Source organism: Oligoflexia bacterium (assembly GCA_035326705.1).
GTDB lineage: Bacteria > Bdellovibrionota_G > JALEGL01 > JALEGL01 > JALEGL01 > JALEGL01.
On the sequence record DAOLES010000001.1, the window covers coordinates 335,568 to 358,948 of the forward strand.

Here is a 23,381-nt window from a genome sequence, read left to right on the forward strand (position 1 = left end):
TGCGTAGTCATATCCCTTTTTTATTGTTTTTACCTATCACAACTCTTTGGGTGAACCACATATTTTTATCAACTCATTAGAAGCTTCTGCAAGTTTATATAAAATATATCGATGTTCCATAGGAATATTGTCATAAAAATTTATATTTTTATCGAGAGATTTCACCTTTCTACTATCTGCCCTAAAGTTTTTGAATATCGCTCTAGCGTCTTCTAATATGACTCTATGACAATCAAATTGATAGGCAAAAATATAATCTTTATTGTAGCTTGTTTTAAAATCTACATCTATTCGTGGTGACCGCTCATGATCTTCTTTTGTGCCAATCACGTGCATCGCAATGACCAAATGGCCATCATCTCTATGTTTAGAAAACACTACCCTTTCAATATCACTCCAGTTTCTAGATAATCGTTCCACTAATTCTTGTTGTATGTAAGCATCATATGACTGTGCTTGTATGCTTGTCCAAGAACTCAATAAAAAAGTTAATGTTAATATTATTGTTTGTTTTGAAATTTTTTTCATATTTCTTCCTCCTAAACCAAAGAAAATCTTAGTTTAAAAAAATAATCTATGTTTAAAAATTTCATTATTTTTTATAACTTGAGTAAAAAAATATTTTATGGCAACACCGCTGCATAAAAAATAATATTTAACAATACAATTTATATTAGAAAAAAATATTTTTATTGATTAAATTTATTTTTAATATCTACAGTATGCAGTGAACAATAAAACTGTCTAGTTTCGTTTTTGATTCAGAACAAAAACACCTGCAGAAACAAATACAACTGTCAATATCATGACAAGTAAATTAGAAATTCCCAAACTTGGTATATTCATATTTAAGGGTTGGCCAATACTCATAGACCAGCGCATGGCTGCCAAACTGTAACTCAATGGATTGACTTTATATAAGAAAGTCATCCACATGGGCACCTTATCAAAGGTAAATAATGCCCCAGAAAACAACCACATTGGCATAAGTATAATATTCATCCATACATGAAATGTTTGTGTACTGTCACTAAACCACGCCAGTAAAAACCCAATACTGCTCATCAGCATAGACGACAAAAATAAAATAAAACTTATTTCTAAAAAATTAGAAAAACTAAAATTTAACTTAAAAAAGAAAGCACATAAAAGTAGAATCAAACTTTGAACAAATGCAAAAATACTACAACTCAGTATTTTTGCTAATACTATACTAACACTGGCAACTGGAGAAACCCATACACTTTGTAAAAAACCAGAATTTCTATCTTCTATAAATGAAATCATAGAAAAAATAGCACTGAACATCAAAGTCATTAAAATCATACCAGGAAAAAAATATTCAAAGTAATTAATGTCACTGTTATTGTTTAATACAAAAGAATCTTCAAACCCTAAACCCAGAAAAAACCATATCATTAAAGGTGTTAGAAAAGCGCCAAACAAGCGCCCTTTTTGTCTGGATAAACGTATAAACTCTCTATATAGCAAAGCTCTCATAACCTTATCCCATATCCCTTAGCATATAGTGGTACACATCCATCAAATTTGTTGTGCGCAATGATATAGATTGTACATCTGGTAAATTTAAGCGATCAAGTTGTTGTAAAGCTTGGCTGCTTTGATTTAAAATAAAGATAGATTGATCATGGATATACGTTTGTTTATTATCGTATATATCTTTTAATGCAGTATATGTTTGTTCACAATTTTTGCTTTTAATGTCTAAGAGCTGTTGTCCCATTTTTGCAATCAAATCTTTTGGGTTTCCATTTAAAAAAACCTGTCCATCTTTTAAAAAATAACATTGATCCACTTCATCAATGTCTTCAATAATATGAGATGTCATACAAATACCAATGCCTTTTTGTTTTATTTTTTTTAAAAAGCTCCATAGATCCCTTCTTGCAGATGGATCAAGACCCGTTGAAGGCTCATCTAAAAATAAACATTCAACATTTGGCAACAGTGCTTTGATTAACTCAACCTTTCTTTGCATCCCACCAGACAATTTAGAAACAGCTTGATCAACTTTAGCTTCCAATTGAAAATAATCTATTAGCTCACTGATTTTTTTCTGCATTGTGCCTTTGTTTAAATTAAACATGCGTGCATGACAGATTAAATTTTCTTCTACCGTTAACAAAGGATCTAAACTTGGAGATTGAAAACACACACCAATATTGCTTCTATAGTTTTGTATGTTTTTGGATGACATCAATTGTTTTTCAACTCTAATTTCACCTGTAGAAGGTTTTCTACTACTGGTCATGATTGAAAACAGTGAACTTTTACCACTGCCATTGGGCCCTAAAAATAAGGTATACTCACCCTTATTTAAAGATAAGTTAATATCTTTAAGCGCTGAAAAATCTTTATAGTTTAAATATATATTCTTTAAATCTAAGTAACTCATGAAAATACGGCGTCCACTATGATTAATAAAAACAAGATTGGCAAATAAACAACAGAAGCTAACAAAACTTTTTTTGCCTGTTGCTTGGTTTTTTTCTGATGTAAGATGATGCACTCATAAAAAAAATACACCCCAAGCAACAGTGCCCCAAAAAAATATATTTTTCCTGTTAACTTATACAAGGTTGTCATTAAAGATACAGGAACCAGAGCCGCTGCATACAAGACGGCTTGCAATGCTGTAAAATTTCTTTGTGGATCAAGACTGGTCACAATTGGAAAACCTGCTTTTTGATAATCTTCAGCATACATCCAAGCAATAGCAATAAAATGTGGCATCTGCCATAAAAATAGAATTGCAAAAACTATCAGGGCTCCGGTATCAAGTTGATTGTTAGCCGCAACCCAACCAATGACAGGTGGAAAAGCCCCAGGAATTGCGCCAATTAGAGTAGATAAGTGCGTCTTTCTTTTAAGTGGTGTGTACACCCATGCATACAAAATAATTGTGCATAAAGTTATTGCCATACTCAGCAAATTGACAAAATGCCATAACATAAAGCTACTGATTAAAGCTAAAAAAACAGCCAGTACCCAGCTTAAATAAATATTAATTTTTTTTTGGGGTAATGGACGTAAACGTGTTCTATCCATTAAACCATCTGTTTCTTTTTCTATAATTTGATTAAAAATACTGGCACTGCATGAAGCCAAGGCTGCCGCAACCACTGTTATCAGCATTTTTTGCGTCAAAAATTCTCTACCTGTTAAAAAATACCCCAATGCTGTGGTCAAAGCCACCATCAAGGCAATTCTTGGTTTTGTCAGATCATGCAATAATTTAATACTTTGGGCCATTGGCTTTTCTTTATTATTACTCCAAGATCAAAAACTCAACTAATCATTTAATTTAAAGAGTTTTGCTTTTAATTGAGAGGTGCGTTATACAGGGCCTATGAAAAGAGTCGCAATCAATGGTTTTGGAAGAATTGGTAGAGCTGTAACCCGTGTTCTTTTACAAAAATTTCCGGATATTGAAATTGTTGCTATCAACGATTTAGCTCCCAATGAAACTCTCTTACACCTGATGAAATATGATACGATTATGGGAAAATACCGTGAAGATCTATTTTTAGAAGGTGATACTTTACATACTCAAGGCCAAAAAATACAATTACTTGAAGAACGTAACCCTTCACAACTACCCTGGAAATCTTTGCAAATTGACTGTGTATTAGAATGTACAGGCATTTTTACAACCAAAGATAAAGCCAAACAACATGTTGATGCTGGTGCAAAAAAAGTGATCCTCAGCGCACCACCCAAAGATACTTGGGATAAAATGATTGTCATGGGGGTCAATGATGATTTATTAGAAAATAAAGATACATTTATTTCTAATGCTTCTTGTACAACCAATTGTTTAGCACACGTGGCAAAAGTCATTCATGAAAACTTCACCATTGAAAACTCTTATATGACAACGGTTCATGCCTACACCAATGATCAAAATGTCTTGGATGTCGCCCACAGTGATTTACGCAGAGCAAGAGCAGCCGGTCAAAATATTATTCCAACCACAACCGGTGCTGCCAGTGCTGTAGCAAAAGTGTTACCCGCTCTAAAAGGTAAAATTGATGGCTCAGCCATTAGAGTTCCTGTTGCCAATGGCTCATTGGTTGATTTTCACGCTGTTATAAAAAAGCCCGTATCGGTTGACTCAATCAACGCAGCTTTTATGCGTTATGCCGATCAAAATCCAAACTATATGTCAGTATGTTCTGATCCAATTGTATCTTCCGATATTATTGGCATGTCTCAATCCAGTATTGTTGATCAAGAACTGACCTACTGTCAAGACAACTTAATTAGAGTGGTTGCTTGGTATGACAATGAGTGGGGCTATTCTAATCGTTTAGCTGAGCTGTGTCATAAAACTTTTGAACTGTAATTCATAGCTAACTATCTGTGTTGTTATTCAGTATCAATTTTAACAATATCTCATTGCAAAAAAAATGAAGGATATGGTCTACCATAAAAAACGCCAGCTGATGCTGGCGTTTTAAAGCTTTTATTAAAACCACTCCATTGATTTTATCAATAGCACCCCTCTCCAGAGCTCAACCAGTTGGTTTCTTGTTCTGAACCATCTTGATATTGGGTAATAATTTTATAATAAATATTATGCATATAATCGTGCGGATAATTATCTGTGTATTGCATTGTTTTAGCAAACAATGGGTCATTGACATCAATCGTAGCTACAAACTCTTCATAGTCTTGCCAATAAGGCTGCTCATATGGTCCATAGTCCATTTCTTGATATTTTATTTTTATTTTAAAGCTTGCTTCGTTATTGGATAAATCTTCCCATACAATTACCCTTTGACAACCATACTCTTCTTTTTCAGCTGAAACAATCACTGCGTTGGCATACGCTTGACCCAAAGGTTGATCACAAGCATCACCAATACCATTACCATCGGTATCAGCCTGTGGTGCAGGGTTATACATATTAGGACAGTTATCATAAATAGAATCAACCCCATCCCCATCAGGATCTATCAAATAACTCTCCCCTTCATAGGTCAACTGACGCCCACAACTTTGCATCATTAAAACTGTAAGCATTAATAAAAACACAGTACCCAAACTTTTATTTTGAAAGGCTTTTTGTTTCATGCTTTTTAAATAGCAAAACAAATACCAAAACAAAAAAGTTAAGGTATTGATATTATTTAGTTATATTGCTGCCTATGTGGGCAAAAAATCGGCATGGTACAGACCTGACTCGTAGGAGCCAATTAAAAATACAATGGCAAAGCTATTCTTTTTCCCGCTCACTATCTGACTCAAGCATATGCTCGTGAAACACCAGTTTAATTGGAATGCCTTGCAAATCAAACATATGATACAAACTATTCTTCCAAAATTTTTTCAAAGCATCTGGAACGTATCTACGCTTATTACAACGGATAAAAAATGTTGGAGCCGGGTTTGGGCGATACGATAAGCGCCTAAACTCTAAAATATGTGCTTTGGCACCTTTGGGTGGATTGGCAGCAATAATGGCTTTATAAGCATCTTTAAGCTCATCTTCTGTGAACCTGCTATTGAGTTTATCATACAATGCTTTTATACCTGATAACAAATTACGTGTTCCTAAGCCTTCTTTTGCTGAAATAAATTTAACTTCAGCAAAACGTAAAAATGGAGCTCTATAATACAGTTCTTCTCTAAAACCACTCCTTAGCGAATCCCCTTTGGGTTGCTGGTCCCATTTATTAGCTAAAATCAGCAAGGCTTTACGCTGCTCCATAATATAAGCAGCTATTTTTTGATCTTGAGTGGTAATGTTATCTTCAGCATTTAGCATTAAAATAATAACATCGCTGGCATCGACCGCTTTTTTAGCTCGATTCACTGAATAAAACTCAATATTATCTTGTTTGAGTTTTGATGTTTTTCTAATGCCTGCTGTGTCCACAAAAGTCCAGTGGATATCATTTTTAATAAAGTCAGAGTTGATACTGTCACGAGTTGTCCCGGCTACATCAGATACAATGGATCTATCCTCACCTAACATACGATTAAACAAGGTTGATTTTCCAACATTGGGACGCCCCAACAAGGCAACTCTAATTGAAGTCATTGCTTGTTTATTCGTTGGCTGTGAATCATCTTGTTTGTTCTGGGTCAGTTTTAACTGGCTTTCAATTTCTTCTAAAACATTGGCTACACCATAATTGTGTTCAGCTGCTACCGGAAAATAATCTTTAAACCCTAAAGCATAAAAATCACTTTCTTGTCTGTGTGCTGCTCCAGGATCAACTTTATTAACCAACAAAATAATAGGGATATCCAACTTACGTAAATCTTTAGCCACTGCTCTGTCTTCTTCAGTTAAGCCTACAATACCATCCACCACAAATAAAACCAGATCACTTTGTTTAATAAAATGCAGAGCTTTCTCAAAAACTCTCGCTAACATGGCATCTTTGGGGCGTTTACTGAATGAACTTAATCCTCCCGTATCCATTAATTGCACTGTACGTCCTGCAAGATTAATGGTTTCCATAATCACGTCACGTGTAATACCAGGCTGATCATGGACAATAGAGCGTCTGGATTTAATAATCCTATTAAACAAGGTTGACTTTCCCACATTAGGACGGCCTACAATAGCTATTGAGTATGGTTTCTCTGTTGTTTTGTAAGGGGGAATCTCTCCCCCCTTCTTTGGCGAAAACGCGGTTTTCACCAAATTCATCCCACCCGGGTCAGAGCCGCTACAATGAGCTTTCTTCCTATCTTTTTTCAAATTATGCCTCTTTCCTAGACTACTATTGGTTCAGAATAGTTTAAAATACATAAACTAACTATCCTTAATTTTTTTAAACTGTCGCAAAGCTTTTTTAGCTGCATCTTGCTGTGCTTGTTTCTTACTATTGCCTTGTCCATCAAAGGTATATCCCTTGATATGAACTTTGATGGTAAACACTTTATCATGATCTGGGCCAGAACTACTCAAGGTATTGTAAATCGGCAAAATTTTAAAATGTTTCTGTGTCTTTTCTTGCAGCTGCGTTTTATAATCCTTATTCCACTCCAGACTATCTACGTTTTCCAAATTCTCTGCTAAGGTATTGTATACAAACTTTTTAGCGCAGTTCATTCCTTCAGACAAATATAAAGCGGCCAGCAAGGATTCAAAAACATCTGATAGAATTGATAATTTTTTGTGTCCTCCAGATCTTTCTTCTCCTAAACCCAGTTTAATGAGCGTATTAATGTTAAACTTTTCAATGGTTTGCCCTAACACAACTTCATTAACCACAGAAGACCTAAACTGAGTTAAATCACCTTCAGTTTTATCTGGATATTGAGCATAGAATAAATCAGAAACAATAAAATTTAAAACTGCATCTCCCAAAAACTCTAATCGTTCATAATCATTATAAGCAACTGTATTTTCAACCAACCAAGATTTATGACTCAAGGCTTCTTCAAACAAAATGTTCTGCTTCACTTCTTGTTGGCAAATATTTGATAATATTTCGTAAATTGATTTCATAATATATTACAAAACGTCGGCATAAAAAACCACATGCTCAGTATTTTGCTTATTTAATTGAGACAACTTAACCTCAACTTCTTTTTCTTGTAGCCTATCATGACCTTTTATTTTAACACGAACATATCGGGTTGTTTGACCTTGCAGATAACCTTGCGCATCTCTCTTTTTTTCAACTAAAATTTTCTCAGTGGTGTTTTCAAAACGTTTATAAAACTCCGTTTGTTTTTCAAAGCTTAAACCTCTTAATAACTTTACTCTTTCTTTTTTTATCTGCGGCCCAACATCATCTGCAAAAACTTTTTCCGCTCTTGTTCCCGGGCGGCCAGAGTATGGAAAAACATGGAAGTACTGAATGGGTAAGTCTCGCAAAGACTCATAGGATAACTGAAAGTCTTTTTCAGTCTCTCCACAAAACCCAACAATGACATCTGTCCCAATACACACATTGTCCTGGGTTTGTGATAAAGCCACAATTCTTTCATTAAAGTTTTGCGCTTTGTTTTTTCTATTCATGCGCTTTAAAATATCATCACTACCACTTTGCATGGGAATATGAAAATGTGGTGCTATTCTTTTGTTACCCTCCATCAACTTAATAAATTCAGATGTTAATGTTGTTGGCTCAAGTGAGCTTATTTTTAATCGAATATCATTGGTTTCTTTTAAAATTTGGTCTAAAGCTTTGGCAAAGGTCATGCGTGGACTTAAGTCTCTTCCATAACTCCCCACATGCGTACCCGTGATAATCATTTCTTTATAACCATGATTTTCGTAGGATTGGGCTAACTCAACTAAAGTTTTAATATCAATGGAACGACTGCGTCCTCTTACATAAGGCAGGACACAAAAAGCACAATATGCATTGCAACCATCTTGCATTTTTAAATAGGCGCGTGTTCTTTGGCTGGTTTGGGCCATGGTTTTAAAGGCATCGTTCTCTGTTAAACTGGGTAAACCTAAACTTTCATTGATCTTTACCCTATCTTTAATGGCAACCACATCGGTTACACCGGGCATTTGACTGATTCTTTGGCCATCCGCTTCAGCGTAACAGCCAGTAACAATAATTTTTGCTTGTGGATGTTCTCTATTGATCTTACGAATCAATTGCCTAGCCTGCTTGTCTGCTGACTCGGTCACTGTACATGTATTAATAACAACGGCATCAGGATTTTTGCTCTTAGGATCGATGTTCCATGTTTTAAATTGACTGACCGCCGATTCTACTTGTGCAGAATCAAACCAGTTGACTTTACAGCCAAAGGTATAGGTTTTTAAGGTTTTTTTAGAACTTTCTGCCATTGTCATGCCCTTTTATGCTTAGAAAACTTGGGAGTCAAGGCAAGATAAGGTATATTCGCAATATGAAAAAAATTAACATTACCTTATTATTTACAGTTTTATGTTTGGGTTTAACGTCCGCACAGGCTGGCTTTTATGTAAGACCTACAGCTGGTGCTGTTGTACCCTTAACTTCTAACCAAAGCTCACAGATCAGTCTGGGTGTTACGGCTGGATATCAGTTCATTAAAATATTTGCTGTAGAAGGCAGTTACAGCCGTTTTATAGAAAATGATCCCATTCCTGCTGCCAATGCATACAGGTTAACTGGTATTGCTCGCGTACCAACGGGTGTTTTTGCGCCTTATGTGTCTTTGGGTACCGGTTTTATTGACTATGATCCATCTGGCATAGATACCAACTACTTTACCAGTTTGGGTGCTGGTGTAACTGTGGTTAAACTGTTCATGTTTTCTGCCAATGTTGGTGTTGAGTACCTGATTCTTGATGGTGCTGATAACTTATTAGAGCCTAGGGCTTCAGTAGGCGTTCATTTCTAATCTTTTTTTTGTTAAGGGGGGATCTTCCCCCCTTCTTGGCCCAAAACGCGGTTTCGGGCCAATTCAACCCACCCAGGTCGGAATCGGTATAAAACCTTTCCTCCATTTAAAAAGGCTCTAAACTCAAATTTTAAAAGCTATTTTATGTCAAATAATATCAATAAAACCATTGGATTTTTTGGAGGAAGCTTTTCTCCGCCGCATTATGGGCATTTTTTGGCTGCTTGTTACGCATTTAAACAATACAACTTGGATGAAGTTTGGTTTTGCCCAAGCTTTAAGCATGCTTTGGGAAAAGAAAGCTGGGACTTTAATTTTCGCATGCAATTGTGCCAAGCTTTGATCTTGGGTTTTGAAAACCAGTTTAAAGTATCTGACATTGAAAGCTCAAGTGAAACCGATGGAAAAACCTATAACACCCTTCAATTATTAAAGAAAGTACACCCATACTATAATTTTAAACTGGTCATTGGGAGTGATATTTTACAGCAAAAGGATCTTTGGTATCGTTTTGAAGACATTGAAAAAGACTTTGGTTTGTGTCTTGTCCCCCGTGAAAAATATTCTGAGAATCAATTGGCTATTCCTAACTTTTCAAGTACAGCCATTAGGGAAGCTTTAGATAATAAAAATCTGAACGTATTAGAGCAATTTTTACCTACAAACATAATTCAACTTCTACAAAAGTACGTATAGGCCTAAAAAAAAAGCATTTCGATTCACTTCGTGCTACAAAGCGCCCATGAGCATACACATAGAACAATCCCCGTTTATTCAAGCTTGTTTTGGCCAAGAAACGCCCTATACCCCTGTTTGGATTATGCGCCAGGCGGGTCGTTACCAGCAAGAATACCGGGATATCAGAGCCAAGCATTCTTTTTTAGAACTGTGCAAATCACCTGACTTGGTCAGTGAAGTGACCTGCCTGGCCGTCAACATGCTTAATGTGGATGCGGCTATTATTTTTGCAGATATCTTGCTCATTTTAGAAAGCTTGGGCTTTGATTTGGACTTTCTTAAAGGCCATGGCCCCACCATTCACAATCCTTTTCGTCTTGAATCAAGTTTAGATCAAATAGTAGAACCCAACATCCCTGAGAGTTATGCTTATTTACAACAAGCAGTTGCCCTAACCCGTAAAAATCTCCCCCCCCATACTCCTTTGATTGGTTTTGCTGGCAGTCCCTTTACGGTTGCTTCTTATGCCATTGAAGGTGGTTCTTCTAAAAATTTTGAACACACAAAAAAACTGATGCGCAGCGATCCAGATAAAATGATTGCCCTACTTAATCATTTAACGGAAGCCACCATTGATTATGTCAAATTACAACTGGATGCTGGGGCCAATGCCATCCAAATTTTTGACAGTTGGATTGGGGTATTGTCTGCAAAGGAAGCCAAAACCTTTGCTATTCCTTTTGCCAAGCAGATTTTTGATTTTATTAAAATGTACAGCGCCAATGTTCCCAGTATTTATTTTGGTGTTAATACTGCACATTTGATTGAGAGCATGAAAGACGCTGGGTCCGATGTCATGGGCATTGACTTTAGAACCCCCTTAAACCAAATGAAACAAGACTTAAACTTAAAAGCCGTTCAAGGTAATCTAGACCCTATCACTCTACTGTGTGACAAATCTGTCATTGAACATGAGCTGGATCATTTACTTTCAAGCATAAATAATCCAAATCAAGGCTATATCTTTAACCTAGGTCACGGGATTTTACCCAATACGCCGGTTGAACATGCTCAATTTTTAGTTGCACAGGTTCATCAAAAAACAAAGAGGTAATACCATGTCAAAGCCTGATACACATAAAACCCAAACACTGATTGTTGGTGGCGGTTTATCAGGTTTAAGTTATGCCTATTATTTAAAAAAGAAAGACCCTAAGCATGAAGTCACTCTTTTAGAGAAAAACTCACGTTTGGGTGGACTAATCTATACAGATACAGTTGAAACACCTTTAGGTCCTTGTACGGTTGAATATGGGCCAGACTCCTTTTTACCCAAAACCCCTCATATTTTAGATTTAATTGATGACTTAGGTCTCAATGATCAACTCATCAATATTGATCCAAGCTATCAGCGCAGCTATATTTTGCATAAAGGTAAACTGCAAGCTACACCACTCGGCTTTTATCTGATTGCCCCAAAAAACATCACTGCTTTTTTAAAGTCTCCTTTACTCTCATGGTCAGGAAAGTTACGTGTGCTCGCTGAAGTTTTTATCTCTAAAGGCAAAGATAAAGATCCTAGCTTAGAAGATTTTGTTGTCCGTAGATTTGGTAAAGAACTGTTTGAAGTGATTGCACAAGGTATGGTTTCAGGCATATACACTTCTGACCCAAAAAAACTCAGCTTAAAAGCCACCCTTCCCGTTTTTATTGAGCTTGAACAAACATACGGTAGCGTTATCTTGGGCTTACTTAAAAATAGTTTTACCAGCAAAAGCAGCGGTCCACGTTACAATTTATTTTACAGTTTACAAAACGGCATGTCTCAACTCATCCACGCTTTAGAAAAGTCGTTACTTGAGCAAGGGGTAACTATTCAAAAAAATTGTCTCATAAGAAAAGTTACAAAAGACGATCTTGGTTATATTGTTTTAGATCAAAATAATACCGCGTATTCAACAAACATTTTGGTTTTGGCCAATACTTTACAATCCTCTTCTCAATTGCTTGCAAACTGTTCACCTCAATTATCTGATGCACTTCAATCAATAAGAACGGCCTCTTCTGCTATTGCGATATTGATTTATAAGAAATCTGATATTGAGAATCTTCCAAAAGCTGCCGGGTTTATCATTCCAGAAATAGAACAAAGAAAAATTTTAGCCTGTTCTTTCTTAAATCATAAGTTTCCACAACGATCTTCTAATGACACTATTATTTGTAGAGTATTCATGGGTGGCATGAACAATGAATCTATTTTAAATCACAGTGATCAAGAGCTTCTACACATTGCTCATGAAGAGCTCTCTGATATTTTAGACATCAAGCAAACGGCACTATTTCAAACATTACAAAGGTGGCCAAGAGCTATGCCACAGTATGAAATTGGTCATGCTGAAAAAAACACTAGCATTGATAAACTGAATAAGTCTCACCCAAATATAGTTCTGTTGGGCAACCATCGTGACGGTGTTGGCTTATCGGATGTGATTAAACAACACTTTAATCATGCGTTAAGGTTGTAAGAAATGATTGTATATCAATCTAGCCATTAACGGTCTTTAACTGTTCATAGACTTCTTTTTTTAACTGTGAGTAGTTTCCCAGTTCAATAATTTTAACCCTATCTGAAGCTTCAATTCCACAGGCCAAAGTTGTTATAACAGGAATACCTTTTGCAATGGCTTTTAGAATTTTTCTGGGTTGGCTTTCAATATATGTTGGATAAACCACTAAAAAAATATCATCATAACTCCCCTTAAACTGTTCAGGCTTAAGCTCTCCCCAAAAGTTTTCATGTTCAAGTGCTCTTCCAGAAACTACAGGTATAAAATTAAACTCCTGTGCAAGTTTTTTTATTTCATAGGCTCCTTTACGGCCAAGGGCTGATGCCGGAAAAAGTATTTTATTCGCGCTGACTTGTTTTTTATTGCTTATTTGAACAGTAGTTTTCCATATTAACTTTTCAACTTTATTCTTAAAAATGTTAGTAAGTTCAGTGTGAGGTGTAATTATTTTTCTAGCTCTTGTTAAGGCTTGATTTTCAAGATCAATGAGTTGTTCTGAAGCTCTATAATCATTTAAAGTTGGACTTTGAGGATGCATAGAATGTGCAAAATTAAGTCTGTCATGCATCATTTGCATAGGCAATCTTGTCATTAAAACATCAAAAGTTCTCCCTCCCAAAGCACCGGTTTGGTAAATAAATGGTAATAAATTTTGTGATATAAGCACATGCGTAGATTCAATAGGAATTTTTTTTACCATCGCCTGTGCAATTGTTTTATCTAACTGTAAACTCAACTCAAAAATATTATTTTTTTTAGCTTGAAGTCTTAATTTTATCGCACGGTATATTCCAAATAATGAAACTGTTTTCACTCTCATTTTCATCGCTCGCCAAGAATAACGAGTAGATTTGATCAGCCAATTTTTTTTTAGTGGTAAAATAAAGTAATCTTGTTCCCGGGCTATAGAGTTTATATAATCATCAAACTCTGCCCACTTTTCATCAAGTATAAAAACCTGTAACTTGGATGTCTGCTTTAACTCATTTTTTCCTGGATGAGTAAAACAATCAAAATTGCCGCATGAATAACAATCATTTAAATCATCAGGTTTTTTAGGAATAAAATTTTTATCAACAGATTCAAATTTATCTTGAAGGCTTTTGAAATTGATTATTAGTTTTGTTGCAGTTAATTCAGCTTCTATTCTAAAGTTAAATTTAGATTTAAATCGCAAATCAACATAATTCCATTTTACTGTAGCATCACGATCATGTTCAGCTAAAGATCCTTGAATAACTTTAGTATGCTTATGGCGTTCAACAATCTGAAAATTAGCTTTAAGTGCGGTATCATAAAGAGCATTAGATAATTGACACAAGCCTCCTGCTATTGTGGGTATTACACAACCTTCTCTTATTTCTCTGCCTTTAACATAACCTTTAAAAAAGCTTGGACTTCCTACCTGTTTCCAAAAACTAAACGTTTGATTGGCTGGAACTTCTATCCCATTAAGTCTCTTTACAGCAACACGTAAATTTTCAACCTTTCCAGCTGTCAAAAGCCAATTTTTTTCATTATCAGAAATATTCCATAAGTCACTTTCTGAACTAGCAATAATAGGAAGGTTGAGATCTTTTTGATCATTAGAGAATTTTTGTATGGGGTGTAATAGGTTAATTACAAAGCGTTTAGTAATGAAAACATATGTTTTAAACTGAAAAACAACACTACTGATCAGATTGTGCTTTTCAAATAAGTCTTGTTGTTTTATTAATTCAGAACCCACCTGTATATATTTTATCACTATAGACTATTGCATACAATAAAACGTTAAATACCTTGCTTTTCATACATTTAACAATGTGTGCTCGTAGTAAACACTAAAAATTTGAAAACTATTTTTCCCACAATCCTTTTTTATTTAAGCACACATCATCTACAGTTATTGGTGCTTTGAACTTTCTTTTTATAAAAGATGGATCAATTTTTTTTTGAATATAATCAAAGTTTTTATTTTTTTCATTCCATGTAAAAAATTGATAAGAAGTTTCACAGTTTCTTTTATCTGACATAACATCATCATCAATAAGATAACTTCCCAAAGTGATTTTTAAAATTTCATAAATGTCTTTATCTTTCGTTATCCAAGCTCTTGTATCCCACATCTCACCAGCATCACCATCTTGTTGAAACAATTCTATTTTATCAACATCTTCTGAATTTTTAATTTCCAAGAAAATACCCCCTAGGTAATCCTTTTCGCAATAAATAGGAATTTTTATATTTTCACCAACAACAATTTTTGCAAATGGATATTTATTTTTATCGCCGGTATAACACTTTACTTTTATCTGAGTTTCATCATCAATATTTAAGTGATCTTTTGTTATCTCGATAGATTTTTTAAACTTTACTACCTTAACTACTTCTTTATTTTCCGCTGCTATAAGCGGTTGTAAGCATATAATTAAACCTATGAAAATAAAAAATGAAATACTTTTATTCATGCTACAGAATATACCTAAATGAACAGCATAAAACTATAAAAAAAGAGCTACAATAGCACCTGTTGTCATGGTGCTTAGTGTTCCTGCAAAAATTGATTTTGGGGCTAAACTTAACACCTTATATTTTTGATCCGCAAAAATTTGGGCCAAACCTGCGGTTAAAATACCTAAGCTACCCAGGTTGGCAAAACCACACAAGGCATAGGTTAAGATAATATACGATTGTTGACTTAAACTATTTGCTGATAATTGGGTCATTTGGGTGAAGGCCACAAACTCATTGAGCAACAACTTATTGGCCATCAATACCGCTGCTTGCCAACATTCTGCCAATGGAATCCCCATCAACCAACATAAGGGATAAAATAAATACGCTAAGATGGTTTCTAAACTCATATTAACTCCAACCATACCTAGCAAGGATAAACCGGAATTGACAATATGAATACAAGCAAAAAAAGTTACAATAACTGCAACAATATAAAACACCATATGAATACCTTCAATACAGCCTTCAACCAAAGCTTCTAATGCAGAGTTTGTTGTAATTTCTATTTTTATGTCAGGATTATTTTTTTCTTCTATTTCCTCATACGGCACCATAATCAATGCAAACATAATCGCAGCCGGAAGGCTCATCAAAGAAGCCGTAATAATATGACCGGTAGGATTATCAACAATACTTTGTAAAACATTGGCATACAAAACCATCACCGTACCAGAGATGGTAGACATACAGGCAGTAAACATAATAAAAAGTTGGGCTCTAGACATTTTTAATAAGTAGTGGCGAAGCAATAAGGGTGTTTCAATAATGCCAAAAAAGAAACTGGAGGCCACTGCAAAACAGCTGAGTGCATCTATTTTTAATAGCTTTTCTATACTTAGAGATAAACCTTGAATAATTTTTTGCAATACGCCCCAATGAAATAAAACGCGGGATAAAGCAGATACCACCATAACAATGGGCAACACAGAAAATGCTATGATGAACGTACTTTTTCCTTCTTGCATAACAAAAGGTACATCTCCCCCAGCCAAGTAACCAAACATGAATGAACTGCCTTTTTGTGTGGCTGCATCAATCAGAAGTACCCCTTTATTTAACCATAAGAGAACACTTTGTAACCAACTAGAACCCTGTAAAATAAAGGCCATAAAAAGCTGTAAGCCTATACAGGTTAAAATCAGTTTCCATGCTATAGCTTTTTTCTTGTTTTCACTTAACATAAAGGCAATCAATAAAAATACTAAAATACCAAATACTGCTTGCAGTTTTTCCATTTTACCCTCTTCTTTGTATTTAATTTTATGAACGTTGCAACTTCATACCTATAGACTGTGCTGACACAACAAAACCATATTTTTGATACAAATAATCTACATCCGCAAATAAAGTTACAAAACATGACTTTGGAATATGTTGATCAATATATGCCATAATATTTTCCATAATTATTTTAGATAAACCTTGTTTCTGGTATTCGGGATCTACTGCAATATCTGTGACTTGCACAAAACAGCCCCCATCGCCAACAATCCGGCCCATAGCAATCATTTTACCTTGATGCATAATTTGCACTGCATAAATACTTCTTGGTAATGCCTTTTTAACACTCTCTAAGTCTTTTGCACTTAAACCACATTTTATTCTTAAATCACAATAGTCTTGCGCTGTAGGAATTTCATGTAAAACTTTGTAGTCATTGCTGTTCATCATTATTTTTATCCTATATAAATTAACAGATACATTATGATTGCTTATATTCCTAACACTTTAAGTCTTTCAAGAGTCCTTCTCTTTCCTGTTTTTATTTACTTTTATCATCATCAATTTTTTAATATCGCTTTGGTAATTTTAGTTTTTTCTATGTTGACTGATTTTTTTGATGGCTATATTGCCAGAAAATACAATGTGTGTAGTGACTTGGGTGCTCTACTGGACCCCATTGCTGATAAAGCCTTTGCCTGTTGTTATTATAGTTTTTTGTATATCAATCATTTCATACCCTGGTGGCTTGCTTTCATTGTTTTAAGCCGAAACTTTTCCCAATTGATGTCAGTCCCCATTTTATCCTGGTGGCTTAAACGTTTATTTAAAGTTAAACCTAAACTTCTACCCAAATATATTACAGCCGTGACTTTTATTTACATTTTAATACCCTTATACGCTTCAAAGGTATTTTTAAACTCAATATACCATCAATGGATTCTTGTTTTAGTTGTTGCCGGAGAAATCAAAATTTTAATGGACTATGTTCCCAGACTCATTCAAATCGCCCTTAAAAAACACGATACCTTTGAATAGTACCCAAAGGTACCGGCTACCTTTAGGTAGCTTTTGAGTTGACCTTTTACCAATTAGGGCTATATTGAGCGCATGATTGAGTTAAAATACTTTGATGATATTCCTTCCAAACAAGACATTGAGCAAACTGCGTTATCCAGTCAGGATCTTATTGCTGAGATTGAACGCTTAAAAAAAGAAAAAAACGCGCTTATTTTAGCTCACAATTATCAAAAACCAGAAATCCATGACATTGCTGATAAAATTGGTGATTCTTATGGTTTATCCAAAATGGCCACGGAAGTAGAGTGTGACACCATTGTATTTTGTGGTGTACGTTTTATGGCTGAAACGGCGTATATTTTAAACCCTGAAAAAACGGTTCTTTTACCTGAAACAGAAGCGGGCTGTGGCCTAGCTGATGAAATAACAGGTCCGCAACTCAAACAATGGAAAGCTGAAAACCCTGGCGCAGATGCGGTCATGTATATCAACTGCAGTGCTGATGTTAAAGCTGAAGCGGATGTGTGCTGCACCAGCTCCAATGCCTTACACATTGTTGAAAACATGCCCAGCGACACCATACTCTTTGGTCCAGATGCCAACTTGGCAGACTGGGTCAGTAAATCCCTTAAAGCCAAAGGTTCTAATAAAAAAATTATTCCATGGCAAGGCTACTGCCCTGTTCATAAAGCCGTTAGCCTTGACATGCTTGAAAAAACCATTGAGTTGCATCCTGATGCCGTTATTATTGTTCATCCTGAGTGTAACCCTGATGTAGTGGCCAAAGCCGATGCAGTTTTAAGCACCAGTCAAATGTTGGATTTTGTTAAAGACAGTCCTGAGCAGAAATTTATCATTGGTACAGAAATTGGCTTGATTCAAAAAGCCCAAAAAATCTGCCCTGATAAAGAGATCCACCCTATTTATCAACATAAAAGCTGTGACCAGTCATGCGCCTGTCCTTATATGAAGGTGACCAACCTCAATAGCGTTTTAGATTCACTACAGCATGATCGTTTTAAAATTACGGTTGCAGAAGACATCAGACTTAAAGCACTAAAGTCAGTAGAAAAAATGTTAGAAATAGGTTTACCTAAAACGCCAAAAAACTAAACGCTTCTAATAAATTTTTAAACAGTAAATAAAATGACCTTTGATTTATAAACTCCTAAACGAGAAATTTGTAAGAACACCATAAGTATAAGACAATCAGTTATTCAATATCTTTAAAATATTTTGCTTTACGCTCTCTTCTTGTACAGCAACTGCAGCTGTGACTGGTTCAATGTCTACCCATGCGTGTTTTTGACTGCTGTGTTTATGACTTTGATCAATGATGGTCTGGCCAGCACCAATGCCCTCAGTTAAAACTCGTGTTGCTCCTGTAATGCAATTAAATAAATCAGGCTTTAAAAAATACATCACAGCCGATGGATCATGGCATCTACAACCTGCAATTTTCACCTGTTCTTTGTATGCCTGGGTATAAAACTGACAAGCCTTATACAAATCATTGATGAATGGTTTTTTGATTGTTTTCATTTCATTAAAAAACACGTCATCCAACACAACTTTTTGGGTTACATCCAAGCCAACCAAGTGTAAATTAAAGCCAGCAGATATCACTTTATCTGCTGCTAAAGGATCACTCCAAAAATTAAACTCTGCCGCGGGTGTAGCATTGCCTTGAGTAAGCACCGCGCCTCCCATACAAACCACTTGTTTAATTTTTTTAGGTAAATCTGAATCAAGATCTAAGGCCAAAGCTATATTGGTCAAGGCACCCAAAGTAACTATATTCAGCTCACCTTTATATTCATTGGCTTGATCAACAATATAGTGTGCTGCACTTAATGACAAATCAACATGTCTTAAATCAATTGTTTTATGATTCGTAATATTGCCCAAGCCATCTTTGGCATGAAACTGACTAGAGTCCCGTTTTCCAGAAATAGTTTTATCTAAGGGCCCATGTGCACCTTGAATAACTTTAAATGAATGGTTAAATAGCTCTGCTATGTAACAGGCATTTTTTGTGGTTTGCTCAATATCAACGTTACCAAAAACAGTGGTTAAAGCTAAAAGATCAATATCTTTTGCTTCTTGTGCAACAGCAATAGCCAAAAAATCATCAATACCGGGGTCAGTGTCTATAATGAGCTTTTGCATATCAATCTTTAAACATGATATCCGCACCCCCACGGTTATCTCTTAGCACACCAAAAACAAAGGGTTCCCCACTAACCGCATCATCTAAACTAAACTCATTATCTTGACCCGGCTCCGTTCTTGAAAAACGCAAAATACCTCCAGAAACAAACCATGTTACCAAATAGTTTTCTGTCTGGTTTTGCAATGTACCTTCTGTATCATACGCTTGGTAGTCTTCAGGTTCAGAACCTGTTTGAATGGTAAAACCAATTTCACTCCCATCAGCAATCATTATTGAATCACTACCATCAACCAAGATATCTTCAAAAGCTGGGTTTTGATTTAGGCTTGGATTACTAGATAGTTTAATCCGTTTAATGGATTTAATTTCTTCATCACCTGCTGTAAATATCATGGAGACAATATAGTCTACGCCATTAAATTGCGTTTCAGAATCCAACATACTAATCAAGCCTGAGGGTATGGTCACATCAAAACTGTCCATTGCTCCACTGTAGTACTGAGCGCTTAAAGTATTGGTGTCAAAATCAGTATAAGTTATTTGCTGATACGTAGGATCACTGCTTTGGCATGTGGGTTCTGCTCCAAAACCAATTCCTGGATCTAAACAAGCAACGATACTCAAAGATACCAATCTGCCTTGGGCATCTACATCACTGATCCATGGCGTTAAACTCACCGTATTATTCATACTTGCATCAACTTCAGGTTGATCAACAATCACTGCCATTAATCTAAATTCACCTAAATTAAAAAAATCAACCTGTACCCTGTCACACGCAAGCAAAAAACAAACACATAGCATTAAAGTATATCTCATTTTATACATATTAAAACTCTCCTTTTATACCAAAGGTTGGTAACACTGGAATACCAGCATCAACTTCTCTTGATGAATAGTCAAAACTGTAATCATAATCAAAACCATTTTTACGATTGGTCACATTTAAAATATCAATATACAAAGACATAATCCATCTATCAAACCGCCATTTTCTATCTGCTCTTAAGTCAAGTTGCATCGTGTCCGGTATACGCTCTGAGTTTTCTACGCCTTCAATAGGGATATAGATATCATTATCTAAATCATAGTAGGCATCAATAATAGGTGTATGTCTTGCTCCAGAGACATACCTAAACCGTGCTGAAAGCTCCCAATTATTTAAATAAACTCTAGTACGCATATTTAAATTATGTCTTTGATCACCATTGGTTGGTCTAAACGCTTCTCCTTCTTCTTTCCTCTCACTCCATAACAAAGTATAAGATAAAGCTGATTCAAATTTTTTATGTTTATAATTTAATGACCATTGCGAGCCTGCTGCATAACCTTCCCCGTCATTACTGTACCTTAAAGGCTCCAAAACACCATTACGATCAACCAACTCATTGGTATCCACAACAACATTTTTTATATCTCTATAAAACACTGTCATATCTCCAAAAAAACCTGTGGCTTTATCTACTCGAGTATCAAACAATGCACCCAAAGCATAATGAATGGACTCAACATCTTTTAAATTTGGATTTCCAAATGATTCTTCAAGTTCTGGAGGCTGCGGTGTCTGATAATAAAAACCACTGGCTGCGCGCAGTGTCCAAATAGGATTTAATTTTCTTCTTATTTCAATACGCGGAGAAATATGAAATTGATCGGTTAATTCAGAATAATCAAAACGAAAGTTTGGTGAGAACAACCACTTCTCATTCTCAGTGCTAAAATTAAATCTTGTATAAGCACCAAAGTCCCAAAACTTTTCATCGATTGTTTTTGTAATTACATCTCTTAATGCTTCTGGAACTGAATCATCTTCAGAGTTTGGAAAAGTTCCTGACGGAACATTTAAGTCTGCTTTAAAATGCGTAAATTGGGTATCAATACCAAAAATTGTATTAAACTGTTTATGCCAATGATGTTGCCATTCACCTCTAATGGTCGGTGAGTAATTGGTGGCATCAAAAAAATAATCATCTATTTGTTGATTGATAAAATCTAAACCATGTGCAGTAGATAAAGATACTGAATTTCTCTCTCCATAATGATACCGAATGCGTGGGATAATCCGATAAAATGCAGTTTTAAATTTCACATCTCCTCTTAAATCAGGGTCTTCATTGTCTTTGATTCTAAACCTTAAAACATCTTGTGCACCCATACCCAATAGATCAAAGGTCCATTGTTCATTGATTTTCCACTGATAGTTGGCGTGTAAATCAAAAAACTGCGGAACCGTATTAAACTGAACATTGTCATCATCACTGGTCACCAAGTTAAAAATTGGCCCAATGTAACTGACTCTTCCCCCTAACCAAAATGAATGTTTTTTTTCTTTATCCAAAGGACCTTGCACCAAGGCTCCAGCATTTAAAAGATCTACGTAAGCCATACCATGCATACGGTCTAACTTTGGATCTCTGGTGGTTAAGTTAATATTCCCACCTACAGTGCGTCCATATTCACTGCCAAAACCTGCTGTTAATAGATCCACAGATTGAATAGCTTCAGGAACAAATACAGAAGAAAAACCCAAGCTATGAAAAATCAATGGAATTTGATGGCCATTAACATAAAAGCGTGTATCTTCAGGGTCTGCACCTTGTAAAATAATACCCCCTTGATCTGAAAAGCCACTAAATCCAGGCTCATTTTCTAAAGCCACAATAGGATCACCTCTTGAACCAATGGCTTTGATAAATTTATCCTGATCTATAGTTCTTTTTGAACCATCACGTTTATTGGCATCTGTCGTTACAACTGTTTTATAAACATTATCTGATAATGGATTAATGTAGAGCGTAAAGCTATTTTGACTGCTTTTGTTTAGGCTTTTTTTTATGTCTAACCTTTCATAACCAGAAATATTGACAACCCATGTTTGCTCTTTACAGGCTAAGTTATTAAAAGTAACTTTACCCTCTTTATCAGAAATCTGTTTGATTCCGTCAGGAAGTAAATACATATTGCTTTGCTCTAAAATTTTACGTGTGCCTTTTTCTTTTAAAATAAATGTTGCTGCACAGTCTAACGGTTCATTTTCCTCTTGATCGTTTAAATCAATATCTTTTAATTCTTTATCCTCATCAGTTGTTTGGCTATTTTCTTCAATATTATTTTGATCATCACTGACTGTACTTTCTATAACATCATCAACTTTTTCTATGCTTACTTCTGTTTGTTGCTGTGCTTGTGCAAAAACACTGAAAGCAATGAGCAAGCAAGCACTAAAAAAATTAAGCATTAATCTTAAATTCAACATAATATCTAATCTCCACAGCTACAGTTTTATCAGCAATTTTGGCTGGTTTAAATTTATATTGTTTTACAGCATCCAATGCTGCTTTGCCTAACCCCATCCCAGGATCTTCAATCAATACAGCGCTTCTAACAATTCCTTTTTCATCAATCAAAATATTAATTGCTACTGATGTTTCAAAATTATTGTTTTTTGCTTCTTGAGGATATTGAGGAATCACTTCCTCAAGTAAGACAGGCATTTGTGTCACCATATACTCTGGTTTAGGTACAGGTAAAGGATCATCATTTTCTGCAATTTCATTGTCTTGCTCTTTTAAAACTGTATTACCTTTTTTAATCGCAACACCTTCACTAGAGCTATCATTAAGCAATGTGTTTTTTTGTAGGCCAAACACTTTTTTTGCAGGTTCTTTAGAAACTTCTTTCTGTTTTTGATTTTGTTGTTTAACTGCATTTACTTCTTGCTCTTCTATTTTGATAATTTTTTTATCTTTTGGAATGGTTTTTTCTATCACTTGAAATTCAATCTTATTTAAGCCTGAACGATTTATCTTATTCTGTGAAACAAGAGTAAAAACCACTGGCCCAATAAACAAAAAATGGAACAATAATGATTTTTTTAACGCTTCATTCAT

The 23,381-nt window shown here is 35.2% G+C and carries 23 protein-coding genes; 7 read left to right on the top strand and 16 right to left on the bottom strand.

What is annotated here, in order from left to right; translation table 11 throughout:
- Positions 1 to 36: 36 nt before the first annotated feature.
- From PKC21_01530 to cyoE, 4 genes are all read right to left on the bottom strand, one after another.
- Entirely contained in the window at positions 37 to 528 is a 492-nt protein-coding gene (locus tag PKC21_01530; protein ID HMR24012.1) for a hypothetical protein, read from the bottom strand.
- A 216-nt stretch (positions 529 to 744) separates the two neighbouring features.
- Entirely contained in the window at positions 745 to 1,500 is a 756-nt protein-coding gene (locus PKC21_01535) for an ABC transporter permease (GenBank protein ID HMR24013.1), read from the bottom strand.
- 4 nt (positions 1,501 to 1,504) lie between these two features.
- Positions 1,505 to 2,416 carry an ABC transporter ATP-binding protein gene (locus tag PKC21_01540; protein HMR24014.1) on the bottom strand — a complete coding sequence of 304 codons (912 nt, stop codon included), beginning with the start codon at positions 2,414 to 2,416 and terminating at the stop codon, positions 1,505 to 1,507.
- The gene (cyoE, locus tag PKC21_01545) at positions 2,413 to 3,273 is read right to left on the bottom strand and encodes a heme o synthase (protein HMR24015.1); all 861 of its coding nucleotides are present in this window, start codon (positions 3,271 to 3,273) and stop codon (positions 2,413 to 2,415) included. Before cyoE ends, PKC21_01540 begins: the two co-directional genes overlap by 4 nt.
- Before the next feature lie 97 nt (positions 3,274 to 3,370).
- Between cyoE and gap the strand changes: the two genes are divergently transcribed.
- The gene (gap, locus tag PKC21_01550) at positions 3,371 to 4,366 is read left to right on the top strand and encodes a type I glyceraldehyde-3-phosphate dehydrogenase (protein ID HMR24016.1); all 996 of its coding nucleotides are present in this window, start codon (positions 3,371 to 3,373) and stop codon (positions 4,364 to 4,366) included.
- 146 nt (positions 4,367 to 4,512) lie between these two features.
- On the opposite strand, the gene PKC21_01555 is transcribed toward gap, so the two are convergent.
- The 4 genes from PKC21_01555 to mtaB all read right to left on the bottom strand — a co-directional run bounded on the left by PKC21_01555 (position 4,513) and on the right by mtaB (position 8,794).
- The gene (locus tag PKC21_01555) at positions 4,513 to 5,097 is read right to left on the bottom strand and encodes a thrombospondin type 3 repeat-containing protein (protein ID HMR24017.1); all 585 of its coding nucleotides are present in this window, start codon (positions 5,095 to 5,097) and stop codon (positions 4,513 to 4,515) included.
- Positions 5,098 to 5,239: 142 nt separating this feature from the next.
- Positions 5,240 to 6,736, bottom strand: coding sequence for a ribosome biogenesis GTPase Der (gene der, locus PKC21_01560; protein ID HMR24018.1), 1,497 nt, complete (start codon positions 6,734 to 6,736; stop codon positions 5,240 to 5,242).
- Positions 6,737 to 6,790: 54 nt separating this feature from the next.
- Positions 6,791 to 7,489 carry a ribonuclease III gene (rnc, locus tag PKC21_01565; protein HMR24019.1) on the bottom strand — a complete coding sequence of 233 codons (699 nt, stop codon included), beginning with the start codon at positions 7,487 to 7,489 and terminating at the stop codon, positions 6,791 to 6,793.
- A gap of 6 nt (positions 7,490 to 7,495) precedes the next feature.
- Positions 7,496 to 8,794, bottom strand: a complete 1,299-nt coding sequence (gene mtaB, locus PKC21_01570; protein ID HMR24020.1) for a tRNA (N(6)-L-threonylcarbamoyladenosine(37)-C(2))-methylthiotransferase MtaB — start codon at positions 8,792 to 8,794, stop codon at positions 7,496 to 7,498.
- A 62-nt stretch (positions 8,795 to 8,856) separates the two neighbouring features.
- Between mtaB and PKC21_01575 the strand changes: the two genes are divergently transcribed.
- The 4 genes from PKC21_01575 (at position 8,857) to hemG (ending at position 12,536) form a co-directional block, all read left to right on the top strand.
- A complete protein-coding gene (locus PKC21_01575) occupies positions 8,857 to 9,333 on the top strand; it encodes an outer membrane beta-barrel protein (protein HMR24021.1) in 477 nt (158 codons plus the stop codon).
- A 144-nt stretch (positions 9,334 to 9,477) separates the two neighbouring features.
- Positions 9,478 to 10,029: a nicotinate-nicotinamide nucleotide adenylyltransferase gene (locus PKC21_01580; protein ID HMR24022.1), complete on the top strand. Its 552-nt coding sequence runs from the start codon at positions 9,478 to 9,480 to the stop codon at positions 10,027 to 10,029.
- A gap of 46 nt (positions 10,030 to 10,075) precedes the next feature.
- Entirely contained in the window at positions 10,076 to 11,125 is a 1,050-nt protein-coding gene (hemE, locus tag PKC21_01585) for a uroporphyrinogen decarboxylase (protein HMR24023.1), read from the top strand.
- Positions 11,126 to 11,129: 4 nt separating this feature from the next.
- Positions 11,130 to 12,536 carry a protoporphyrinogen oxidase gene (gene hemG, locus PKC21_01590; GenBank protein HMR24024.1) on the top strand — a complete coding sequence of 469 codons (1,407 nt, stop codon included), beginning with the start codon at positions 11,130 to 11,132 and terminating at the stop codon, positions 12,534 to 12,536.
- 19 nt (positions 12,537 to 12,555) lie between these two features.
- On the opposite strand, the gene PKC21_01595 is transcribed toward hemG, so the two are convergent.
- The 4 genes from PKC21_01595 to PKC21_01610 form a co-directional block, all read right to left on the bottom strand.
- On the bottom strand, positions 12,556 to 14,325 hold the full coding sequence (locus PKC21_01595; GenBank protein ID HMR24025.1) for a VanW family protein: 1,770 nt from the start codon (positions 14,323 to 14,325) through the stop codon (positions 12,556 to 12,558).
- Positions 14,326 to 14,416: 91 nt separating this feature from the next.
- Entirely contained in the window at positions 14,417 to 15,028 is a 612-nt protein-coding gene (locus tag PKC21_01600) for a hypothetical protein (protein ID HMR24026.1), read from the bottom strand.
- A 33-nt stretch (positions 15,029 to 15,061) separates the two neighbouring features.
- Positions 15,062 to 16,312 carry a nucleoside transporter C-terminal domain-containing protein gene (locus PKC21_01605; GenBank protein HMR24027.1) on the bottom strand — a complete coding sequence of 417 codons (1,251 nt, stop codon included), beginning with the start codon at positions 16,310 to 16,312 and terminating at the stop codon, positions 15,062 to 15,064.
- A 25-nt stretch (positions 16,313 to 16,337) separates the two neighbouring features.
- Positions 16,338 to 16,748 (bottom strand): GNAT family N-acetyltransferase, encoded by a 411-nt coding sequence (locus PKC21_01610; GenBank protein ID HMR24028.1) that lies wholly within the window; start codon positions 16,746 to 16,748, stop codon positions 16,338 to 16,340.
- 33 nt (positions 16,749 to 16,781) lie between these two features.
- Between PKC21_01610 and PKC21_01615 the strand changes: the two genes are divergently transcribed.
- Together PKC21_01615 and nadA are read left to right on the top strand one after the other, a co-directional pair.
- Positions 16,782 to 17,336 (top strand): CDP-alcohol phosphatidyltransferase family protein, encoded by a 555-nt coding sequence (locus PKC21_01615; GenBank protein ID HMR24029.1) that lies wholly within the window; start codon positions 16,782 to 16,784, stop codon positions 17,334 to 17,336.
- Between the two features lie 72 nt (positions 17,337 to 17,408).
- The gene (gene nadA, locus PKC21_01620) at positions 17,409 to 18,431 is read left to right on the top strand and encodes a quinolinate synthase NadA (protein HMR24030.1); all 1,023 of its coding nucleotides are present in this window, start codon (positions 17,409 to 17,411) and stop codon (positions 18,429 to 18,431) included.
- Between the two features lie 96 nt (positions 18,432 to 18,527).
- Here the strand turns inward: nadA and PKC21_01625 are convergent, their stop codons facing one another.
- Genes PKC21_01625 through PKC21_01640 form a run of 4 tightly spaced genes read right to left on the bottom strand, consistent with a single transcriptional unit; the run spans position 18,528 to position 23,381 of the window.
- Complete coding sequence (locus PKC21_01625; protein ID HMR24031.1) at positions 18,528 to 19,487, bottom strand: nucleoside hydrolase; 960 nt, start codon at positions 19,485 to 19,487, stop codon at positions 18,528 to 18,530.
- 1 nt (position 19,488) lies between these two features.
- A complete protein-coding gene (locus PKC21_01630; protein ID HMR24032.1) occupies positions 19,489 to 20,319 on the bottom strand; it encodes a hypothetical protein in 831 nt (276 codons plus the stop codon).
- Position 20,320: 1 nt separating this feature from the next.
- Positions 20,321 to 22,747 carry a TonB-dependent receptor plug domain-containing protein gene (locus PKC21_01635; GenBank protein HMR24033.1) on the bottom strand — a complete coding sequence of 809 codons (2,427 nt, stop codon included), beginning with the start codon at positions 22,745 to 22,747 and terminating at the stop codon, positions 20,321 to 20,323.
- Positions 22,722 to 23,381, bottom strand: coding sequence for a TonB family protein (locus tag PKC21_01640; protein HMR24034.1), 660 nt, complete (start codon positions 23,379 to 23,381; stop codon positions 22,722 to 22,724). Before PKC21_01640 ends, PKC21_01635 begins: the two co-directional genes overlap by 26 nt.